The following is a 19,075-nucleotide window of genomic DNA, read 5'->3' as shown; positions in this document are numbered from 1 at the left end:
TCCTCGGTCGGATCGCGCGATTCCGGCGGTCAGTAGCCGAAGTTCTGCGTCCACCAGGGGCCGCCCGAGCCGAAGTGGACCCCCACTCCCAGCGTCTTGAAGTCGCAGTTCAGGATGTTCGCCTTGTGGCCGGGGCTGTTCATCCAGGCATCCATCACCGCGGCGGCGTCGGCCTGTCCCCGGGCGATGTTCTCGCCGCCGAGGTTGGTGATGCCGGCCTTCTCCGCCCGGTCCCAGGGCGAGAGGCCGTCGGGATCGGTGTGGTCGAAGAAGCCCCGGGCGGCCATGTCCTCGCTGAACGCCTCCGCCAGCTCCCGCAGCGCGCTGTTCGCGGACACCGCGCTGCAGCCCACCTTCGCCCGCTCCTCGTTGACGAGCTGGAGCACCTCCGCCTCGGCGGCGGCCTGCGCGGACACCGTGATGGGGGCGGAGGACTGCTGCTTCTCCTTCGACTCCGTCGGAGCGGGCGTCGGCTTCGCCTCCGGCGCCTCGCTGGGCGTGACGGCCGACTTCTTCGGCGGGGCCTTGGTCGTCGGGGCCGCCGACGCGGTCGACCGGGAGGGGGACGGCGACGGGGACGACGTGTCGCGGTCCGCGTCGCGGCTCGTCGACGTACCGCTGTCGCGGGCCTCGTCGGCGCTGCCGGACGTCCCGCCCTGCTGCGTCTCGTCGTTCGTCGGGGAGTCCGCGGCCTGCACCTTGTCGCCGCTGCTGCCGCCGCCGATCGTGTACTTGTCGCCGCCCGGCAGCACGCCCGTGGCGACCGCGACGGTGCCCAGGGCGACCGCGGCGGACACGCCGAGCAGGCCCGTACGGATCGGCCTGGACGACCTCTTCTTGCGGCGGCGTGTCCCACTGGCCCCCGGCCCGCCGGCGCCGTTCACCGCCGCGTGGGCGCCGGTGTCGTCCGGGGCGAAGAGGTAGGCGTCACTCCTCGCGTAGGCCTCGGAGTGTGCCTCGGGGTTCAGGTACGGGGCGATGCCCACGGAGGTGGGCGCATCGTCCCACAGCGTGCTGTAGGCGGTATGAGGGGTGTGCGGGACCTGGGGCTCGTACGGCCCGTGGCCGGATCCGTAGCCTTCGGTGTCCGAATCGTATGGTTCCGTGACCCCCGTGGCGCGACCCGTGGCGGCGCGGCCGGCGGCGGAGCGTCGGTGGCGTCCCATGTTTTGGCCTTCCTCGTCCTTGCGGTCAGGGTTACTCACTCGAACGAGTGAGTTTCATATGAGATTCGTTGGGTGGGGACGGTACCCCATGGCGCAAGGGGAGGAAGTGCTGAGAGAGACATTGGCCCGTTAGCGTGCACCCATGAACGAGGATGTACGGCTGGTGGCCTGGGTGCGGGGACGCGTGCAGGGCGTGGGTTTCCGCTGGTTCACGCGGGCGAAGGCCCTGGAGATCGGCGGCCTGAGTGGTTTTGCTCTCAATTTGGACGACGGTCGTGTGCAAGTGGTCGCGGAAGGTGCGCGTCAGGGCTGTGAAGGACTGCTCGACTGGCTGCGGGGTAACGACACGCCCGGCCGCGTGGACGGTGTCACCGAGATCTGGGACACACCTCGCCGTGTCTACGACGGCTTCGCCATCCGCTGAGGCGGTTCTGTGGAGCGGCCCGGGCGGCGGCCCGTGGACATGCCGCACGCGCCTGTCCACAGCGGAAACGGCCTGGTGGTTGCCAAGAAGCGCAGGTCATGGCAGGCTCCGCAGAAACCGCTTGTCGCCACGCCCTCGGGCCCCGCCGGAGCCGCAGCGCCGCCCGCAGAGGGCTGCGCGCCCCCGGGTAGCCCGCCAATACGGGGCGTGATCGTGTTGACCGTCAAACTTTTTGGTGAGACGCTGAAAGCCCCGCGCACCTTAGCTGTTTGGCATGTAAGAACGGCAGCAAGAACTCCAGAGTGCCAAGCATCGCGGGTGCGTTTCCCTCACGACCCACACCGCTTCGGTCGGTCACTCAGTGTGGAGGACCATCCATCATGGCAAAGGCGCTTCTCGGTTACGTCGGCGGCTCTGACCCGCGACTCCTCGCCGAGATGCGACGGCTCCAGCAGCGCGTACAGGACCTGGAATCCGAACTCGGACGCATCCAGGCGGAGAACGACGCGCTGACGGCTGCCGCTTCTCACGACTCGCTTCTCGAGAGCATCGACGCACGCCAGGCAGAGCCTGCGCTCACCTGATCACTGCATCGGTAACGCATTGCATCAGCACTGCGCATCGCACATGACACCCAGTGGTTGAGGCTGCCCGTATCAACCGCTGAGCTGTCAGAGTTTGCCAGAGTATTGCAAGGGACGCTTCGGCGTCCCTTCTTTATTTCGTTGTGCGTCCCCGCGTGCGTCCCCGTGGTTCCGAGTGGCGCTTCCTCACGTTCTCCACTCTCTTCAACGTCTGATGTGCCCTGCACGTTCATCGGTGAAACCGCCGGGGGGTATCCGGGGGTTCATCGTGTGACATACCGGCGGAAGGTAGAGTCCAGCGGCGTGCACCTCAAGGCCCTGACCCTCCGCGGGTTCAAGTCGTTCGCCTCGGCGACCACACTCCGGTTCGAGCCGGGCATCACGTGCGTCGTGGGACCGAACGGCTCGGGCAAGTCCAATGTCGTGGACGCGCTCAGCTGGGTCATGGGCGAACAGGGCGCCAAGTCGCTGCGCGGCGGCAAGATGGAGGACGTCATCTTCGCCGGCACCACCGGGCGTCCGCCGCTCGGCCGCGCCGAGGTGTCCCTGACCATCGACAACTCCGACGGCGCGCTGCCCATCGAGTACGCCGAGGTCACCATCACGCGGATCATGTTCCGCAACGGCGGCAGCGAGTACCAGATCAACGGCGACACCTGCCGGCTGCTGGACATCCAGGAACTGCTGTCCGACTCCGGCATCGGTCGCGAGATGCACGTCATCGTCGGCCAGGGCCAGCTGGACTCCGTACTGCACGCCGATCCGATGGGGCGCCGCGCCTTCATCGAGGAGGCGGCCGGCGTACTGAAGCACCGCAAGCGCAAGGAGAAGGCGCTGCGCAAGCTGGACGCCATGCAGGCGAACCTCGCCCGCGTCCAGGACCTCACCGACGAACTGCGGCGCCAGCTGAAGCCGCTGGGGCGGCAGGCGGCGGTCGCGCGCCGGGCGGCGGTCATCCAGGCGGACCTGCGCGACGCCCGGCTCCGGCTCCTCGCCGACGATCTCGTACGGCTGCGGGGGGCGCTGCAGACGGAGGTCGCGGACGAGGCCGCGCTCAAGGAACGCAAGGACGCGGCGGAGGCAGAGCTGAAGAAGGCCCTCCAGCGCGAGGCACTGCTGGAGGACGAGGTACGGCAGCTCGCACCGCGCCTCCAGCGCGCGCAGCAGACCTGGTACGAGCTCTCCCAGCTCGCCGAACGCGTGCGCGGCACCGTCTCGCTGGCCGACGCGCGCGTGAAGAGCGCCACCTCCGCCCCCGACGAGGAGCGGCGCGGACGTGAGCCCGAGGACATGGAGCGCGAGGCCGCGCGCATCCGTGAGCAGGAGGCCGAGCTGGAAGCGGCCCTGGAGGCGGCCGAACACGCGCTGGAGGACACGGTCGCGCACCGCGCCGAACTGGAGCGCGACCTCGCCGTCGAGGAACGGCGTCTGAAGGACGTGGCTCGCGCGATCGCCGACCGCCGTGAGGGCCTGGCCCGGCTGAACGGCCAGGTCAACGCCGCCCGGTCGCGTGCGGCCGGCGCCCAGGCCGAGATCGACCGCCTCGCCGCCTCTCGCGACGAGGCGCACGAACGGGCGGTCGCGGCCCAGGAGGAGTACGAGACCCTGAAGGCCGAGGTCGACGGCCTCGACGCCGGCGACGCGGACCTGGCGGAACGCCACGACGCGGCGAAGGTGGCCCTGGCCGACGCGGAATCGGCCCTCACGGCGGCCCGCGAAGCGGCCACGTCAGCGGAACGCCGGCGCGCCGCCACCCAGGCCCGCCACGAGGCACTGGCCCTCGGCCTGCGGCGAAAGGACGGCACGGGCGTGCTGCTGGCCGCGCAGGACCGACTCACCGGCCTGCTCGGCCCGGCGTCCGAACTGCTGACGGTCACCCCTGGCCACGAGGTCGCCCTGGCCGCGGCCTTCGGCGCGGCGGCGGACGCGATCGCGGTGACGAACCCGGCGTCGGCGGCGGCCGCGATCCGGTTGCTGCGCAAGGAGGACGGCGGGCGCGCCTCGCTGCTGCTGGCGGGCGCGCCGGGAGAGCCGGGGGACGGGCTGCGGCGGCCGGGCGGTCCGGCGGGGGAGCCGGGTACGGATGCGAGTGGTGTGGCGGTGCCGGGCGCTGCGGATGTGGCTCTGAAATCCGGTGACGGGTCGGGTGCCGGCTCGGGATCCGTGGGTGGTTCGCCGGGGGCGGGGCGGCTGGGGGTGGGGGAGTCTGGGGCGGGTGCGTCTGGCTTGGGGGGTGTTGCGGGTATCGGTCCGTGTTCCGGCGATGGGCTGGGTGCCGGCTCGGGTTCTGCGGGCGGTCCGGCCGAGGGTGGCGGCCTCGTCGGCGTACGGGACACCGATGTCTCCGGAGCGCAGGCCGGGCCTCCCCGTGCCGCCGATCTCGTCCGTGGTCCCGCCGAACTCCTGCCCGCCGTGCGGAGGTTGCTGCGCGGGATCGTGGTCGTCGGGACGCTCGAAGACGCTGAGGAACTGGTGTACACGCGGCCGGAGTTGACCGCTGTGACCGCCGAAGGGGATCTGCTGGGCGCCCACTTCGCGCACGGCGGGTCCGCCGGGGCGCCGAGCCTGCTGGAAGTGCAGGCCTCCGTCGACGAAGCCGCCGCCCAGCTCGATGAACTGGCCGTGCGGTGCGAGGATTTGGCCGAGACGCAGCGGCTTGCCGGGGAACGGCGCAAGGAGTGTGCCGCGTTCGTCGAGGAGTTGGGGGAGCGGCGGCGGGCCGTCGACCGGGAGAAGTCGGCCGTCGCCCAGCAGCTCGGGCGGCTCGCCGGCCAGGCCAGGGGCGCCGCAGGAGAGGCCGAGAGGTCGACCGCGGCCGCGGCGCGGGCGCAGGAAGCGCTCGACAGGGCCGTACAGGATGCCGATGAGCTCGCGGAGCGGCTGGCGGTCGTTGAGGAGATGCCCGCCGAGGAGGAGCCCGACACGGGGGTGCGGGATCGGCTCGCCGCCGACGGCGCCAACGCGCGGCAGACCGAGATGGAGGCCCGGCTCCAGGTCCGTACACACGAGGAACGGGTCAGGGGACTGGCCGGACGGGCCGACTCGCTCGACCGGGCCGCACGTGCCGAACGTGAGGCACGCGCGCGTGCCGAGCAGCGGCGGGCGCGGCTCAGACACGAGGCGGCCGTCGCGGAAGCCGTCGCCTCCGGTGCGCGGCAGCTGCTCGCGCACGTCGAGGTGTCGCTCGGCCGGGCCGAGGCGGAACGGGTCGCCGCCGATGCGGCCAAGGCGCGGCGGGAACAGGAACTGGCGGCTGCTCGCGGTCACGGGCGCGATCTCAAGGCAGAACTCGACAAGTTGACGGATTCAGTTCACCGCGGTGAGGTACTCGGCGCCGAGAAGCGGCTGCGGATCGAGCAGCTGGAGACCAAGGCGCTGGAGGAACTCGGTGTGGAACCGGAGGGGCTGGTGTCCGAGTACGGCCCGCACCAGTTGGTGCCGCCCTCGCCCCCCGCCGAGGGCGAGGAGCTGCCCGAGGACCCGGAGCACCCGCGCAACCAGCCGAAGCATTTCCACCGGGCGGAGCAGGAGAAGCGGCTCAAGGCGGCCGAGCGGGCCTACCAGCAGCTCGGCAAGGTCAACCCGCTCGCCCTGGAGGAGTTCTCGGCGCTGGAGGAGCGTCACAAGTTCCTCAGTGAGCAGCTCGAGGACCTGAAGAAGACGCGTGCGGATCTGCTGCAGGTGGTGAAGGAGGTCGACGAGCGCGTCGAGCAGGTCTTCGCCGAGGCCTACCGGGACACGGCGGTGCAGTTCGAGGGCGTCTTCAGCCGGCTGTTCCCGGGTGGCGAGGGGCGGCTGATCCTGACCGATCCCGACAACATGCTCACCACGGGTGTGGACGTGGAGGCCCGGCCCCCGGGCAAGAAGGTCAAGCGGCTGTCCCTGTTGTCCGGCGGCGAGCGGTCGCTGACCGCGGTCGCGCTGCTCGTGTCGATCTTCAAGGCTCGTCCCAGCCCGTTCTATGTGATGGACGAGGTCGAGGCGGCCCTCGACGACACCAACCTCCAGCGGCTGATCCGGATCATGCAGGAGCTCCAGGAGGCCTCCCAGCTGATCGTGATCACGCACCAGAAACGCACTATGGAGGTCGCCGACGCGTTGTACGGCGTCTCCATGCAGGGCGACGGGGTGTCGAAGGTGATTTCACAGCGACTCCGCTAGCCCCACTTCTTTCCTTCAAGACTCGAACGCAATCCACCTTGCGCATGCCTATCTCTCACATCGTCCGCGCTTCTGACTTCGAAACTTGAAGGCGTGGTCCTCGCCGTCGCTCCGGCCACTGCCCAGGCCGGGGCGGCGGTCTTCGTACGTGCTCACGGGGACTGTGGACCACCGACGGCCGGGGACGGCCCACCGGATACAGGGGACCGTCAGCCGGCCAGCTCCGGCACCACCCGCTCCCCGAACAGCCGCAGGCTCCGCCACCCCTCCTCCACCGGCATCCCGCCCGACAGCGGATGCAGTACGTAGTTGTCCAGGCCCTGTGCCACGCACTCCTCGGGCGTCAGCATCCGGTAGACGCCCTCGGCGCGAAGTTCCTCGACCGTCGAGGCCGCCGACTTCACGGCGGACCGGATGTCGCCGGACTGCCAGGAGGCGTATGTCCGGGCCTCGTGCAGGAAGTGCCGGCCGTGCTCGGCCCACGCCCGGTCCGGGTCCTCGGTGATGTGCAGCAGCGGGGTTTCGGCGGCCGGCATCATCGTCCAGCCCTCGGTGCCGTACTCGACCAGCCGCTCCTTGTAGTAGGCCTCCAGTTCGGGCAGGTGGGCGCTCGGGAAGAGCGGGAGCCCCAGACGGGCGGCCCGCCTGGCCGCCGCCTTCGACGAGCCGCCCACCAGGAGCAGGGGGTGCGGGTCGGTGCACGGGCGCGGAGTGACCCGGACCGTACGGCCGTGGTACTCGAACTCCTCCCCGGTCCAGGCCTTCAGAAGGGTCTCCAGCAGCTCGTCCTGGAGCTTGCCGCGCCGCTTCCAGTCGGCGCCGAAGTGGGCGTACTCCTCGGGCCGGTATCCGATCCCGGCGACTGTGACCAGCCGTCCACCGCTCAGCAGATCGAGTACGGCGATGTCCTCGGCGAGCCTCAGGGGGTCGTGCAACGGGCCGATCACCGCCGACACGGTCACCGCGATCCGCCGCGTCGCCCCGAAAACGGCCCCCGCGAACGCGAACGGCGAGGGCAGCCAGTTGTTGGCGACGCCGTGGTGCTCCTCCGTCTGGACGGTGGTGATGCCGTGGGCGTCGGCGTACGCGGCCATCCCGATCGCGGCCTGGTAGCGGACGCGGAGGTCGGCGGGGGTGGCGTCGGGGGCGACCAGGTTGAAACGTACGACGGTGACGGGCATGGGACCGATCCCCTTCGTCGGCGGTGTGGAGGGGACGGTAACTGACGGATCGTCAGGTGGCCAGGGGGTGGCCGTGCGAGGTGCCAGCCACAGACAACGGGGAGGGTGTGTCACGGTCCACCGGATGGGCCGTGACACACCCTGGGGACGCTGCTCCGCGTACCCGACGCGTCCAGCCATACTGGACGGGCTGTGACTCCGCCCCTGAGGGCTTCCCGGCCGACGTGAAGTCGGACGGCGGGCCAGCCCGGCCCGGTGGGGCCTGCGGCCCCGCATGGACAACGAACGTCCGAGTGGGAGGTCACGCATACTGGTGCGGCTATGGAAACCATCATCCTTGCTGTAGTCATCGCCGTGGTCGTGCTCGGTGTGCTCGGTGGGCTCGTCGTCGGCAGCCGCAGGAAGAAGCCGCTGCCCCCGGCGCCCCCCACGACACCCGACCTCACCGCCCCTCCGGCCGAGCCGCACGTCGGCGAGGAGGCCGAGACGCCGCGCGACGAACCGCGCCGCACGATAGAGGAAGTGGATCTCCCGGAAGGTGCGGACGCCTCGTCCGTCGCCGTCGAGGAACCTCCCGCCGCTCCCGCGATCGAGGTGCCGGAGCCCACCGCCGGCCGACTGATCCGGCTGCGCGCCCGGCTTTCCCGGTCGCAGAACGCGCTCGGCAAGGGGCTGCTCACGCTCCTCGCGCGCGAGCATCTTGACGACGAGACCTGGGAGGAGATCGAGGACACCCTCCTCACCGCCGACGTCGGTGTCCAGCCCACTCAGGAGCTGGTCGAACGACTGCGCGAGCGCGTGAGGGTGCTCGGCACCCGTACGCCCGCCGAGCTGCGCGGACTGCTGCGCGAGGAACTGCTCCAGCTCCTCGTACCCGAGTTCGACCGGTCCGTGAACACCGACTCGAACCTCGACACCCCGGGTATCGTGATGGTCGTCGGCGTCAACGGCACCGGCAAGACCACTACCACCGGCAAGCTCGCGCGCGTGCTCGTCGCCGACGGGAAGAACGTCGTACTCGGTGCCGCCGACACCTTCCGGGCCGCCGCCGCCGACCAGCTCCAGACCTGGGGCGACCGCGTCGGGGCCCGTACCGTGCGCGGTCCCGAGGGTGGTGACCCCGCTTCGGTCGCCTTCGATGCCGTCAAGGAAGGTATCGAGGCCGGTGCCGATGTCGTGCTGATCGACACCGCCGGGCGGCTCCACACCAAGACCGGGCTCATGGACGAGCTCGGCAAGGTCAAGCGCGTCGTCGAGAAGCACGCCCCGCTCGACGAGGTGCTGCTCGTGCTCGACGCCACGACCGGGCAGAACGGACTGGTCCAGGCCCGCGTCTTCGCCGAGGTCGTCGAGATCACCGGCATCGTGCTCACCAAGCTCGACGGCACCGCCAAGGGCGGCATCGTCATCGCCGTACAGCGCGAGCTGGGTGTGCCCGTGAAGCTGGTCGGGCTCGGTGAGGGGGCTGACGATCTGGCTCCGTTCGAGCCGGAGGCGTTTGTCGACGCCCTTGTCGGGGAGTGACCGCCACCACCTCCGGATGTCCGTAGGCCGTACGAGAGGCGCCCGTCCCCAAGGTGCAGTTGGGAACGGGCGCCTTGCTGCGTCGCCCTGTGCGGAGAGCCTGTGTGCTACGCCCGCGACCGGTGCGCCACATAGGCCAGCGTCCCCAGCAGCAGCCTTGCCGCCGGCGGGTTCGTCGCCGTGTCCAGGGCGGGCGGGCGCAGCCAGGTGACCGGGCCGAGGCCGCCCCGGTCGGACGGGGGTGCCGTGAGATACGTACCCGCGCCCAGGCCGTGCAGGTCGAGGGTCGCGTCGTCCCAGCCCATGCGGTAGAGGAGCGCCGGCAGCTCCGTCGCGGCGCCGGGGGCGACGAAGAACTGGGCGCGGCCCTCAGGGGTGGCCGTGACCGGGCCGAGGGGCAGGCCCATGCGCTCCAGGCGGACCAGGGCGTGGCGGCCGGCCGGTTCGGCGACCTCGATGACGTCGAAGGCGCGGCCCACGGGGAGCATGACCGAGGCTCCGGGGAACTGGCCCCAGGTGTCCGTGACGTCGTCGAGTGTGGCGCCGGCCGTGACCCGGGGTGCGAAGCTCAGGGGGTGGGCGCCCGGCGTCGGGCAGTCGGTCAGACCGCAGGAGCAGGCGCCGCCGGCCGCGCGGGCGCCGGCCACCACGTCCCAGCCCCAGAGGCCGGTGTACTCGGCCACGGCGGTGCACTCCGAGGAGCGGCCGCGGCGGCGCGTACCGGTCCGGATCTCGCGGATACCCCGGCTGCTGCCGATCGTGAAGCCCATGCCCCCTCCAACGGGTCCGACGCACCGGTGGTTACGAGATGCAAGTGGAACGTAACCCTGTGTTTCCGACTGCCCGGCACCCCTGCCTGCCGTCACCTGTTCCAGTCGGCGCCCAGAAGTGCTTCGGGTGGTGCGCTCGGCGGCGTGCGCCCTCGCGTGCACCGCTCCGCCCACCCCCGGTCGTCCACTGTCAAGTGAATCCTGTGTAGGCGCCCGCGAGTTCATTCGAAGGGGTGGCGAATGGTGGCGTTTCCGGGATCGCCATGGCCGGAGCCGTGATCGTGGGATTACTTTGAGTGCACGAGGCCTGGGGGTGCATGCGTCTGTGGGTATGCCGGAGGCAAGTCGGTTTCCCGTTCGAAGGGTGTAAACCGCCGGACGCGAAGCCTATTTACCGGCATTCTGATAAGGCTTGGCGCACTCGGCGGCAAGTGGTCTCAGGGATGGGGGCGTTCCAGTGGGCGGCAACGGCGGAAGCGCGACGAGCGCTGACAAGCGCCCGAATGAGCTGCTCGGCTCGTGGTTCGTGCGCAGCGGCTGGTCCAAGGGCGAACTGGCGCGTCAAGTGAACCGCCGGGCACGCCAGTTGGGGGCCAGTCACATCTCGACGGACACCTCGCGCGTCCGGCGCTGGCTCGACGGGGAGAACCCGCGCGAGCCGATCCCGCGCATCCTGTCCGAGCTGTTCTCCGAGCGCTTCGGCTGTGTCGTCTCGGTGGAGGACCTGGGGCTGCGCACCGCCCGTCAGTCACCGTCCGCGTCCGGCGTCGACCTGCCCTGGACGGGGCCGCAGACGGTGGCCCTGCTCAGCGAGTTCTCGCGCAGCGACCTGATGCTGGCGCGCCGCGGCTTCCTCGGGACCGCACTGGCCCTCTCCGCCGGCCCCACCCTCATCGAGCCCATGCAGCGCTGGCTCGTCCCCGTGCCTCCCGCACCGCCCGAGGAGCCCGAGCACCCGTCCGCCGCGCGCCGGGCCGGCCGGCTCTCGAAGCCCGAGCTGGAACTGCTGGAGTCCACCACCGCGATGTTCCGGCAGTGGGACGCGCAGTGCGGCGGCGGGCTGCGCCGCAAAGCGGTGGTCGGCCAGCTGCACGAGGTGACGGACCTCCTCCAGGAACCCCAGCCCGACGCCACCTCCCGCAAGCTGTTCAAGGTCGCCGCCGAGCTGGCCGAACTCGCCGGCTGGATGTCGTACGACGTGGGACTCCAGCCGACCGCCCAGAAGTACTTCGTCCTCGCCCTGCACGCGGCCAAGGAGGCCGGGGACAAGCCCCTCGGGTCGTATGTCCTGTCGTCCATGAGCCGCCAGATGATCCACCTCGGGCGGCCGGACGACGCCCTCGAACTGATCCATCTCGCGCAGTACGGCAGCCGTGACTGCGCGAGCCCTCGCACCCAGGCCATGCTGTATGCGATGGAGGCGCGCGCATACGCCAATATGGGGCAGCCCGGAAAGTGCAAGCGGGCGGTGCGGATGGCCGAGGACACGTTCGCGGACGTACACGATTGGGACGAGCCCGACCCCGACTGGATCGGTTTCTTCTCCGAGGCGGAACTGTGCGGCGAGAACTCCCACTCGTTCCGCGACCTGGCCTATGTCGCAGGCCGCAGCCCCACCTACGCCTCTCTGGCCGAGCCCCTGATGCGCAATGCCGTCGATCTGTTCGCGAAGGACACAGATCACCAGCGGTCGTACGCACTGAACCTGATCGGCATGGCGACGGTCCACCTGCTTCAGCGGGAGCCCGAGCGCGCCACGGTGCTGGCCGCCGAGGCCATGGGAATCGCCAGGAAGGTGCGCTCCGAGCGGGTCAACACTCGTATCCGAAAGACCGTCGACACGGCCGTACGTGACTTCGGGGACCTCGCCGAGGTCGTGGACCTGACCGACCAGCTCGCGATCGATCTGCCCGAGACCGCGGAGGCGGTCTGAACCCCGAAACCCCGGCCGCGGCAGGCCCTCCCGAACAGCCCGACTCGGCTCCCCCGTGCCAGGTCATCGGAAGGCCCGCCGCGGCCGGCCCATTGTCTGCGGTGAAGGTTGCGCCACGATAACGATCGGCGTGTCCGACATCTGCCAGTTCATCGATCCGTAACACAAGAGGCACCTTCGTCACTGCGGCGAAACATCGAGGGGCGTCGACCGAAACGGCGCTGCGTCAATGTCTGGCGCATAACCGGCCCACCCCTCAATCCGCTCAGGCTTCGCCCGCACGGGGCCGTACCAATGACGAGGAGACGCCGATGGCATCAGCCGCCATCACGCTAGCCGCAGACGCTCCCACGCTGTCTGCCGCAAACACCGGGTTCATGCTTATCTGTTCGGCCCTGGTGTTGCTCATGACCCCCGGACTCGCCTTCTTCTACGGAGGCATGGTCCGCGTCAAGAGCACCCTGAACATGTTGATGATGAGCTTTATCAGCATCGGCATCGTCACCATCCTGTGGGTGCTGTACGGCTTCTCGGTCGCCTTCGGCACCGACAAGGGCGGCATCATCGGCTGGACCTCGGGCTGGGTCGGTCTCAGTGACATCGGCACCGCCGATCTGTGGGACGGCTACACCATCCCGATCCTGGCCTTCCTGGTCTTCCAGATGATGTTCGCGATCATCACGCCCGCCCTGATCAGCGGTGCCCTCGCGGACCGCGTGAAGTTCACCGCGTGGGCGCTGTTCGTCGCCCTGTGGGCCACCATCGTGTACTTCCCGGTCGCCCACTGGGTGTGGGGCGCGGGCGGCTGGGCCTTCGAGCTCGGCGTCATCGACTTCGCCGGTGGTACCGCGGTCCACATCAACGCGGGTGCCGCGGCACTCGGCGTGATCCTGGTCATCGGCAAGCGCGTCGGCTTCAAGAAGGACCCGATGCGTCCGCACAGCCTCCCGCTGGTCATGCTCGGCGCGGGCCTCCTGTGGTTCGGCTGGTTCGGCTTCAACGCCGGCTCGTGGCTGGGCAACGACGACGGCGTCGGCTCGCTGATGTTCGTCAACACGCAGGTCGCCACCGCCGCCGCCATGCTCGCCTGGCTCGTCTACGAGAAGATCCGCCACGGCGCGTTCACCACGCTGGGCGCCGCTTCCGGCGCGGTCGCGGGTCTGGTCGCCATCACCCCCTCGGGCGGGTCGGTCACCCCGGTCGGCGCGATCGTCGTCGGCGCCGTCGCCGGTCTGCTGTGCGCCATGGCCGTCGGCCTCAAGTACAAGCTCGGTTACGACGACTCGCTCGACGTCGTCGGTGTCCACCTCGTCGGTGGTGTCGTCGGCTCCCTGCTCGTCGGCTTCCTCGCCAGCGGCAAGGGCCAGTCCGAGGTCGAGGGCCTCTTCTACGGCGGCGGCCTCGACCAGTTCTGGAAGCAGTGCGCCGGTGTCTTCGCGGTACTCGGCTACTCCCTGGTCGTCTCCGCGATCCTCGCCTTCCTCCTCGACAAGACGATCGGTATGCGCGTCTCCGAGGACGACGAGGTCGCCGGCATCGACCAGGCCGAGCACGCTGAGACCGCATACGACTTCAGCGGCGCCGGCGGAGGCTCGGCCCGTACGTCCGTTCCCCCGGCGGCCGTCGGTGGCGAGAGCAAGAAGGTGGACGCATGAAGCTCATCACCGCCGTCGTGAAGCCCCACCGGCTCGACGAGATCAAGGAGGCCCTGCAGGCCTTCGGGGTCCACGGCCTGACGGTCACCGAAGCGAGCGGCTACGGTCGTCAGCGGGGCCACACCGAGGTCTACCGAGGCGCCGAGTACACGGTCGACCTGGTTCCCAAGATCCGTATCGAGGTCCTCGCCGAGGACGACGACGCCGAGGGCCTGATCGACGTCATCGTCAAGGCGGCCAGGACCGGCAAGATCGGTGACGGCAAGGTCTGGTCCCTCCCGGTCGAGACGGCCGTCCGGGTCCGGACCGGCGAGCGCGGCCCGGACGCGCTCTGAGGCAGCAAAGAAGAACAGGAGTCGCTGGGTGACGAGTACGGACGTGCGTAAGGATGCAGAGGACTCGGGACCCAGCGGCTATGCGGCGGCCCGGCTGCGCCTCCTCACTGAGGAGGCGCGGTCCGGGCCGCCGCGCCGTGCGGCCCTGGCCGAACTGACGGACGAGTGGCTGAGCGGCCTGTTCACGGCGGGGGCCGAGGGGCTGCGCGGAGTCTCCCTGGTCGCCGTCGGCGGCTACGGCAGAGGGGAACTCTCCCCGCGCAGCGACCTGGACCTGCTTCTCCTGCACGACGGCAGCGACTCCGCCGGGGTCGCGGCCCTCGCGGACCGTCTCTGGTACCCCGTCTGGGACCTGGGCCTCGCCCTCGACCACTCCGTCCGGACACAGTCCGAGGCCCGGAAGGTGTCGGGCGAGGACCTCAAGGTGCAGCTGGGTCTGCTGGACGCCCGCCACCTGGCCGGCGACCTCGGCCTCACGGCCGGCCTGCGCACCGCCGTCCTCGCCGACTGGCGCAACCAGGCCCCCAAACGCCTCCCCGAACTCCAGGAACTCTGCGGCGAACGGGCCGAACGCCAGGGCGAGCTGCAGTACCTCCTCGAACCCGACCTCAAGGAGGCCCGCGGTGGCCTGCGCGACGCGACCGCCCTGCGCGCGGTCGCGGCCTCCTGGCTGGCCGACGCCCCGCGCGAGGGCCTCGCCGACGCGCGCCGGCGCCTGCTGGACGTCCGCGACGCCCTCCACCTCACGACCGGCCGCGCCACCGACCGCCTCGCCCTCCAGGAGCAGGACCAGGTAGCCGCGGAACTCGGACTCCTCGACGCCGACACCCTCCTGCGGCAGGTGTACGAGGCGGCACGCGTCGTGTCGTACGCGAGTGACGTGACCTGGCGCGAGGTGGGGCGCGTGCTGCGATCGCGCGCTGTACGCCCGCGCCTGCGCGCCATGCTGGGCGGCGGCAAGCCGGCGCCGGAACGTTCCCCCTTGGCGGAGGGGGTCGTGGAGCAGGACGGCGAGGTGGTGCTCGCCCGCGCCGCGCGCCCCGACCGCGACCCCGTACTGCCGCTGCGCGCCGCCGCTGCGGCCGCCCAGGCGGGCCTTCCGCTGTCCCTGCACGCGGTCCGCCGTATGGCAGCGGCGGCACGACCGCTGCCGACCCCGTGGCCGGCCGAGGCCCGCGAGCAACTGGTGACCCTGCTGGGCTCCGGCAGCCCGACCATCGACGTCTGGGAGGCGCTGGAGGCCGAAGGCCTGATCACCCACTTCCTCCCCGACTGGGAGCGGGTCCGCTGCCGCCCGCAGCGCAACGCCGTCCACATCTGGACGGTCGACCGCCACCTGATCGAGACGGCCGTCCGGGCCTCCGAGTTCACCCGCCGGGTCAGCCGTCCCGACCTCCTCCTCGTCTCCGCGCTGCTGCACGACATCGGCAAGGGCTGGCCCGGCGACCACTCCGTCGCGGGCGAGATCATCGCGAAGGACGTGGCCGCCCGCATCGGCTTCGACCGCGCGGACGTGGCGGTGCTGGCGACTCTCGTACGTCATCATCTGCTGCTCGTCGACACCGCCACCCGGCGTGACCTGGAGGACCCGGCCACCGTGCGCTCGGTCGCCGAGGCGGTCGGCACCCAGAGCACGCTGGAACTGCTCCACGCGCTCACCGAGTCCGACGCGCTGGCGACGGGTCCGGCCGCCTGGTCGTCCTGGCGCGGTTCGCTCGTCGCCGACCTGGTGAAGCGGGTCGCCGCCGTGCTCGCCGGGGACGCCTCCGAGGAGCCCGTGGCCGCGGCGCCCACCGCCGAACAGGAACGGCTCGCCATCGAGGCGTTCCGCACGGGCGGTCCGGTGCTGTCGCTGCGCGCCCAGACGGAGCCCCCGGCGGAGGCGTCGGTGGAGGAGCCCGCGGCGGCATCCCCGGGCGAACCCGAACCCCTCGGCGTGGAACTCCTGATCGCCGTACCGGACCAGCCGGGCGTCCTGCCCGCGGTGGCCGGCGTCCTCGCGATGCACCGTCTGACCGTCCGCACGGCGGAACTGCGCGCACTGGACCTCCCCGACGGCGTGGAGGGCGCGGTCCTGCTCCTCGACTGGCGCGTCGCCGCCGAATACGGCTCCCTGCCCCAGGCGGCCCGCCTGCGCGCCGACCTCGTACGGGCACTGGACGGCTCCCTGGACATCGCGGGGCGGTTGGCCGAGCGGGACGCGGCGTATCCGCGGCGCCGGGGCGTGGTGGCGCCGCCGGCCCGGGTGACCGTACATCCGACCGCCTCCCGGCTGGCCACGGTGATCGAGGTGCGCGCACAGGACGCCCCGGGGCTGCTGCACCGGATAGGGCGGGCACTGGAGGACGCGGCCGTGCGGGTGCGGAGCATGCACGTCAGCACGTTGGGTTCCAATGCCGTGGACGCGTTCTACGTGACCAACAGCAAGGGCGTGCCCCTGCCGGTGGGCGAGGCGTCGACGGTGGCGCGGAAGCTGGAGGAGATGTTGCGGGGGTGACTGCGGCCCGCCCCTGCTCGTTGAGGCCGAGTGCTCCCGCCCACGCGGGATGGTCCCGACCTCCGCGGTGAGGGACGCCTCTGCGAAGCCTGCTCCCCGCGCGCGCTGGGAGTCCGTCCCCGCCCGCCGAATCGGCGGGCGGGGACGATTTGTTTGCGGGGCCGGATACCCTTGGGAGCAGCCCATCTTGTCCCCCGACTCCGAGGACCGACGCCACCGTGTTCGATACCCTCTCCGACCGCCTCAGCGCGACTTTCAAATCTCTCCGCGGGAAGGGCCGGCTCAGCGAGGCCGATATCGACGCCACGGCCCGCGAGATCCGCATCGCGCTCCTCGAAGCCGACGTGGCCCTGCCGGTCGTGCGGACGTTCATCAAGAACGTCAAGGAGCGTGCCCTCGGGTCCGACGTCTCCAAGGCGCTGAACCCGGCCCAGCAGGTCCTCAAGATCGTCAACGAAGAGCTGGTCACGATCCTGGGCGGCGAAACCCGCCGCCTCCGCTTCGCCAAGCAGCCCCCGACCGTCATCATGCTCGCCGGTCTCCAGGGTGCCGGTAAGACCACCCTCGCGGGCAAGCTCGGCAAGTGGCTCAAGGACCAGGGGCACTCGCCCCTTCTCGTCGCAGCCGACCTCCAGCGCCCCAACGCCGTCAACCAGCTCAGCGTCGTCGCCGAGCGGGCCGGGGTCGCGGTGTACGCGCCCGAGCCGGGCAACGGGGTCGGTGACCCGGTCAAGGTCGCCAGGGACTCCATGGAGTTCGCGAAGAGCAAGGTCCACGACATCGTGATCGTGGACACCGCCGGCCGCCTCGGTATCGACGCCGAGCTGATGCAGCAGGCCGCGGACATCCGGGACGCCGTCTCGCCCGACGAGATCCTCTTCGTCGTCGACGCCATGATCGGCCAGGACGCCGTCAACACGGCCGAGGCCTTCCGGGACGGCGTCGGCTTCGACGGTGTCGTTCTCTCGAAGCTCGACGGTGACGCCCGTGGCGGTGCCGCGCTCTCCATCGCCTCGGTGACCGGCAAGCCGATCATGTTCGCGTCGAACGGCGAGAAGCTCGACGACTTCGACGCGTTCCACCCTGACCGGATGGCCTCCCGCATCCTCGACATGGGTGACCTGCTCACCCTGATCGAACAGGCGGAGAAGACGTTCAGCCAGGAAGAGGCCGAGGCGATGGCCTCCAAGCTGGCCTCCAAGAAGGGCCAGGACTTCACCCTGGACGACTTCCTGGCCCAGATGGAGCAGGTCAGGAAGATGGGCAGCATCAGCAAGCTGCTCGGGATGCTGCCCGGCATGGGCCAGATCAAGGACCAGATCAACAACCTCGACGAGCGTGATGTGGACCGTACGGCGGCCATCATCAAGTCGATGACCCCGGCCGAGCGCCAGGAGCCGACGATCATCAACGGCTCGCGCCGCGCGCGTATCGCCAAGGGTTCCGGTGTCGAGGTCAGCGCGGTCAAAGGCCTGGTCGAGCGGTTCTTCGAGGCCCGCAAGATGATGTCCCGCATGGCCCAGGGCGGCGGTATGCCGGGAATGCCCGGTATGCCGGGCATGGGTGGCGGCCCGGGCCGGTCGAAGAAGCAGCCCAAGCAGGCCAAGGGCAAGCAGCGCTCCGGCAACCCGATGAAGCGCAAGCAGCAGGAGCAGGAGGAGGCCGCACGCAAGGCTGCCGGTGCCCAGGGTGGCGCCTTCGGTCTGCCGGGCCAGCAGGGCGGCCAGGACTTCGAACTGCCGGACGAGTTCAAGAAGTTCATGGGCTGAGAAGTCGATCAGCTGATTCGAGACGTCTGCCACGTCGTTCAGGGCGCCCCTCGCCACAGGGGCGCCCTCGTGCGTTCCGCGCGTGCCCGGGCCCCGGGTGGACGAGCCGCCTCCCGCCAGGACCGCCCCTGGGCACAGAGCCCCCAGGGGATTCTCACGCCGTCAGAGCGATGAGGTACCGGAAGACGTTCGGCATCCAGATCGTCCCGTCCCGCCGCTGGTGCGGATGCAGCGCCTCCGTCAGCTCCTTGTCGACCTGCTCCTGGCCGGTGGCCGTGATCGCCGCGTCGAACAGCCCCGTCGACAGCAGCCCTCGCACCGCGCTGCCCAGGTCCGCGTACCCGAACGGGCAGGCCACCCGCCCCGAGCCGTCCGGGCGCAGGCCCGCCCGTCTGGCGACCTCCTCCAGGTCGTCGCGGAGCGAGGGGCGCCAACCGCCCGTGACCCGCAGTGGATCCGCGAGCCGGGTCGCGACCCGCAGCACGGCCGAGGTGGCACAGCGCTCCGGTGGACCCCAGCCCACAAGTACCACCGGCGTGCCCCGCTCGGCCGGCGGCGCTGTCGCCGAGAGCGTCTCGCCGAGCTCCTCGGAGTCACCCGCGAGACAGCCGATCGGCTCGAAGGCGGTCACCAGGGTGTAGGCGGGACGGTCCGCGTCCCCAGGGAGACTCGCCATGAGCCGCGTGCCGGCACGCGCGCGCGTGCCCCCCGCTTCGGGCAGCAGACGCTCCCGCGCGAGGCTCAGCCGTTCCGGTGACGATGCCTCGACCCCGGTGACGGCGGCGCCTCTCGAAGCCGCCATCAACAGGGCCAGGCCCGAGCCGCAGCCGAGGCCGAGCAGTCGGGTGCCGCTACCCACTTCCAGCCGCTCGTAGACGGTCTCGTAGAGCGGTACGAACATCCGCTCCTGGATCTCCGACCAGTCACGCGCGCGTGCGCACACGTCCACGCGGGTCGCCGGACCCGCGTGAGGCAGGTGCTGCCGCACGAGCGTAGGTGTCATCGAAAGCGCCCCAATCAGCCGAGAGTTGCCGCTGTTTCCGATGTGGTGGCCCCCGTGCAGTGCGCTCGCACTT

At 70.7% G+C, this 19,075-nt stretch carries 13 protein-coding genes; 9 read left to right on the top strand and 4 right to left on the bottom strand.

Annotated features, from left to right (window positions below):
- Positions 1–29: 29 nt before the first annotated feature.
- Positions 30–1,166 carry a CAP domain-containing protein gene (locus RB628_RS03860; RefSeq protein ID WP_318318824.1) on the bottom strand — a complete coding sequence of 379 codons (1,137 nt, stop codon included), beginning with the start codon at positions 1,164–1,166 and terminating at the stop codon, positions 30–32.
- 142 nt (positions 1,167–1,308) lie between these two features.
- Between RB628_RS03860 and RB628_RS03855 the strand changes: the two genes are divergently transcribed.
- The 3 genes from RB628_RS03855 to RB628_RS03845 all read left to right on the top strand — a co-directional run bounded on the left by RB628_RS03855 (position 1,309) and on the right by RB628_RS03845 (position 6,335).
- Positions 1,309–1,590, top strand: a complete 282-nt coding sequence (locus tag RB628_RS03855; RefSeq protein ID WP_318318823.1) for an acylphosphatase — start codon at positions 1,309–1,311, stop codon at positions 1,588–1,590.
- A 380-nt stretch (positions 1,591–1,970) separates the two neighbouring features.
- On the top strand, positions 1,971–2,174 hold the full coding sequence (locus tag RB628_RS03850; protein WP_079659246.1) for a hypothetical protein: 204 nt from the start codon (positions 1,971–1,973) through the stop codon (positions 2,172–2,174).
- Between the two features lie 303 nt (positions 2,175–2,477).
- Positions 2,478–6,335: an AAA family ATPase gene (locus RB628_RS03845; RefSeq protein WP_318318822.1), complete on the top strand. Its 3,858-nt coding sequence runs from the start codon at positions 2,478–2,480 to the stop codon at positions 6,333–6,335.
- Between the two features lie 209 nt (positions 6,336–6,544).
- On the opposite strand, the gene RB628_RS03840 is transcribed toward RB628_RS03845, so the two are convergent.
- A complete protein-coding gene (locus RB628_RS03840; protein WP_318318821.1) occupies positions 6,545–7,516 on the bottom strand; it encodes an LLM class flavin-dependent oxidoreductase in 972 nt (323 codons plus the stop codon).
- Between the two features lie 321 nt (positions 7,517–7,837).
- On the opposite strand from RB628_RS03840, the gene ftsY reads away from it, so the two are divergent.
- Complete coding sequence (gene ftsY, locus RB628_RS03835) at positions 7,838–9,040, top strand: signal recognition particle-docking protein FtsY (protein ID WP_318318820.1); 1,203 nt, start codon at positions 7,838–7,840, stop codon at positions 9,038–9,040.
- A 107-nt stretch (positions 9,041–9,147) separates the two neighbouring features.
- Here the strand turns inward: ftsY and RB628_RS03830 are convergent, their stop codons facing one another.
- A complete protein-coding gene (locus RB628_RS03830; protein ID WP_318318819.1) occupies positions 9,148–9,810 on the bottom strand; it encodes a bifunctional DNA primase/polymerase in 663 nt (220 codons plus the stop codon).
- A 457-nt stretch (positions 9,811–10,267) separates the two neighbouring features.
- Between RB628_RS03830 and RB628_RS03825 the strand changes: the two genes are divergently transcribed.
- The 5 genes from RB628_RS03825 to ffh all read left to right on the top strand — a co-directional run bounded on the left by RB628_RS03825 (position 10,268) and on the right by ffh (position 17,999).
- Positions 10,268–11,743 carry a hypothetical protein gene (locus tag RB628_RS03825; RefSeq protein WP_318318818.1) on the top strand — a complete coding sequence of 492 codons (1,476 nt, stop codon included), beginning with the start codon at positions 10,268–10,270 and terminating at the stop codon, positions 11,741–11,743.
- A 311-nt stretch (positions 11,744–12,054) separates the two neighbouring features.
- Positions 12,055–13,398, top strand: coding sequence for an ammonium transporter (locus tag RB628_RS03820; RefSeq protein ID WP_318318817.1), 1,344 nt, complete (start codon positions 12,055–12,057; stop codon positions 13,396–13,398).
- The gene (locus RB628_RS03815; protein WP_006379495.1) at positions 13,395–13,733 is read left to right on the top strand and encodes a P-II family nitrogen regulator; all 339 of its coding nucleotides are present in this window, start codon (positions 13,395–13,397) and stop codon (positions 13,731–13,733) included. Before RB628_RS03820 ends, RB628_RS03815 begins: the two co-directional genes overlap by 4 nt.
- A gap of 28 nt (positions 13,734–13,761) precedes the next feature.
- Positions 13,762–16,230, top strand: a complete 2,469-nt coding sequence (locus RB628_RS03810; RefSeq protein ID WP_318318816.1) for a [protein-PII] uridylyltransferase — start codon at positions 13,762–13,764, stop codon at positions 16,228–16,230.
- 218 nt (positions 16,231–16,448) lie between these two features.
- The gene (gene ffh, locus RB628_RS03805) at positions 16,449–17,999 is read left to right on the top strand and encodes a signal recognition particle protein (protein WP_318318815.1); all 1,551 of its coding nucleotides are present in this window, start codon (positions 16,449–16,451) and stop codon (positions 17,997–17,999) included.
- Positions 18,000–18,153: 154 nt separating this feature from the next.
- Here the strand turns inward: ffh and RB628_RS03800 are convergent, their stop codons facing one another.
- Positions 18,154–19,002, bottom strand: a complete 849-nt coding sequence (locus tag RB628_RS03800) for an SAM-dependent methyltransferase (protein ID WP_318318814.1) — start codon at positions 19,000–19,002, stop codon at positions 18,154–18,156.
- Positions 19,003–19,075 lie beyond the last annotated feature (73 nt).

Source organism: Streptomyces sp. ADMS (assembly GCF_033441795.1).
Lineage (GTDB): Bacteria > Actinomycetota > Actinomycetes > Streptomycetales > Streptomycetaceae > Streptomyces.
Note: the sequence above shows the minus strand (reverse complement) of the source record. Positions and strands in the feature narration are given on the sequence as shown.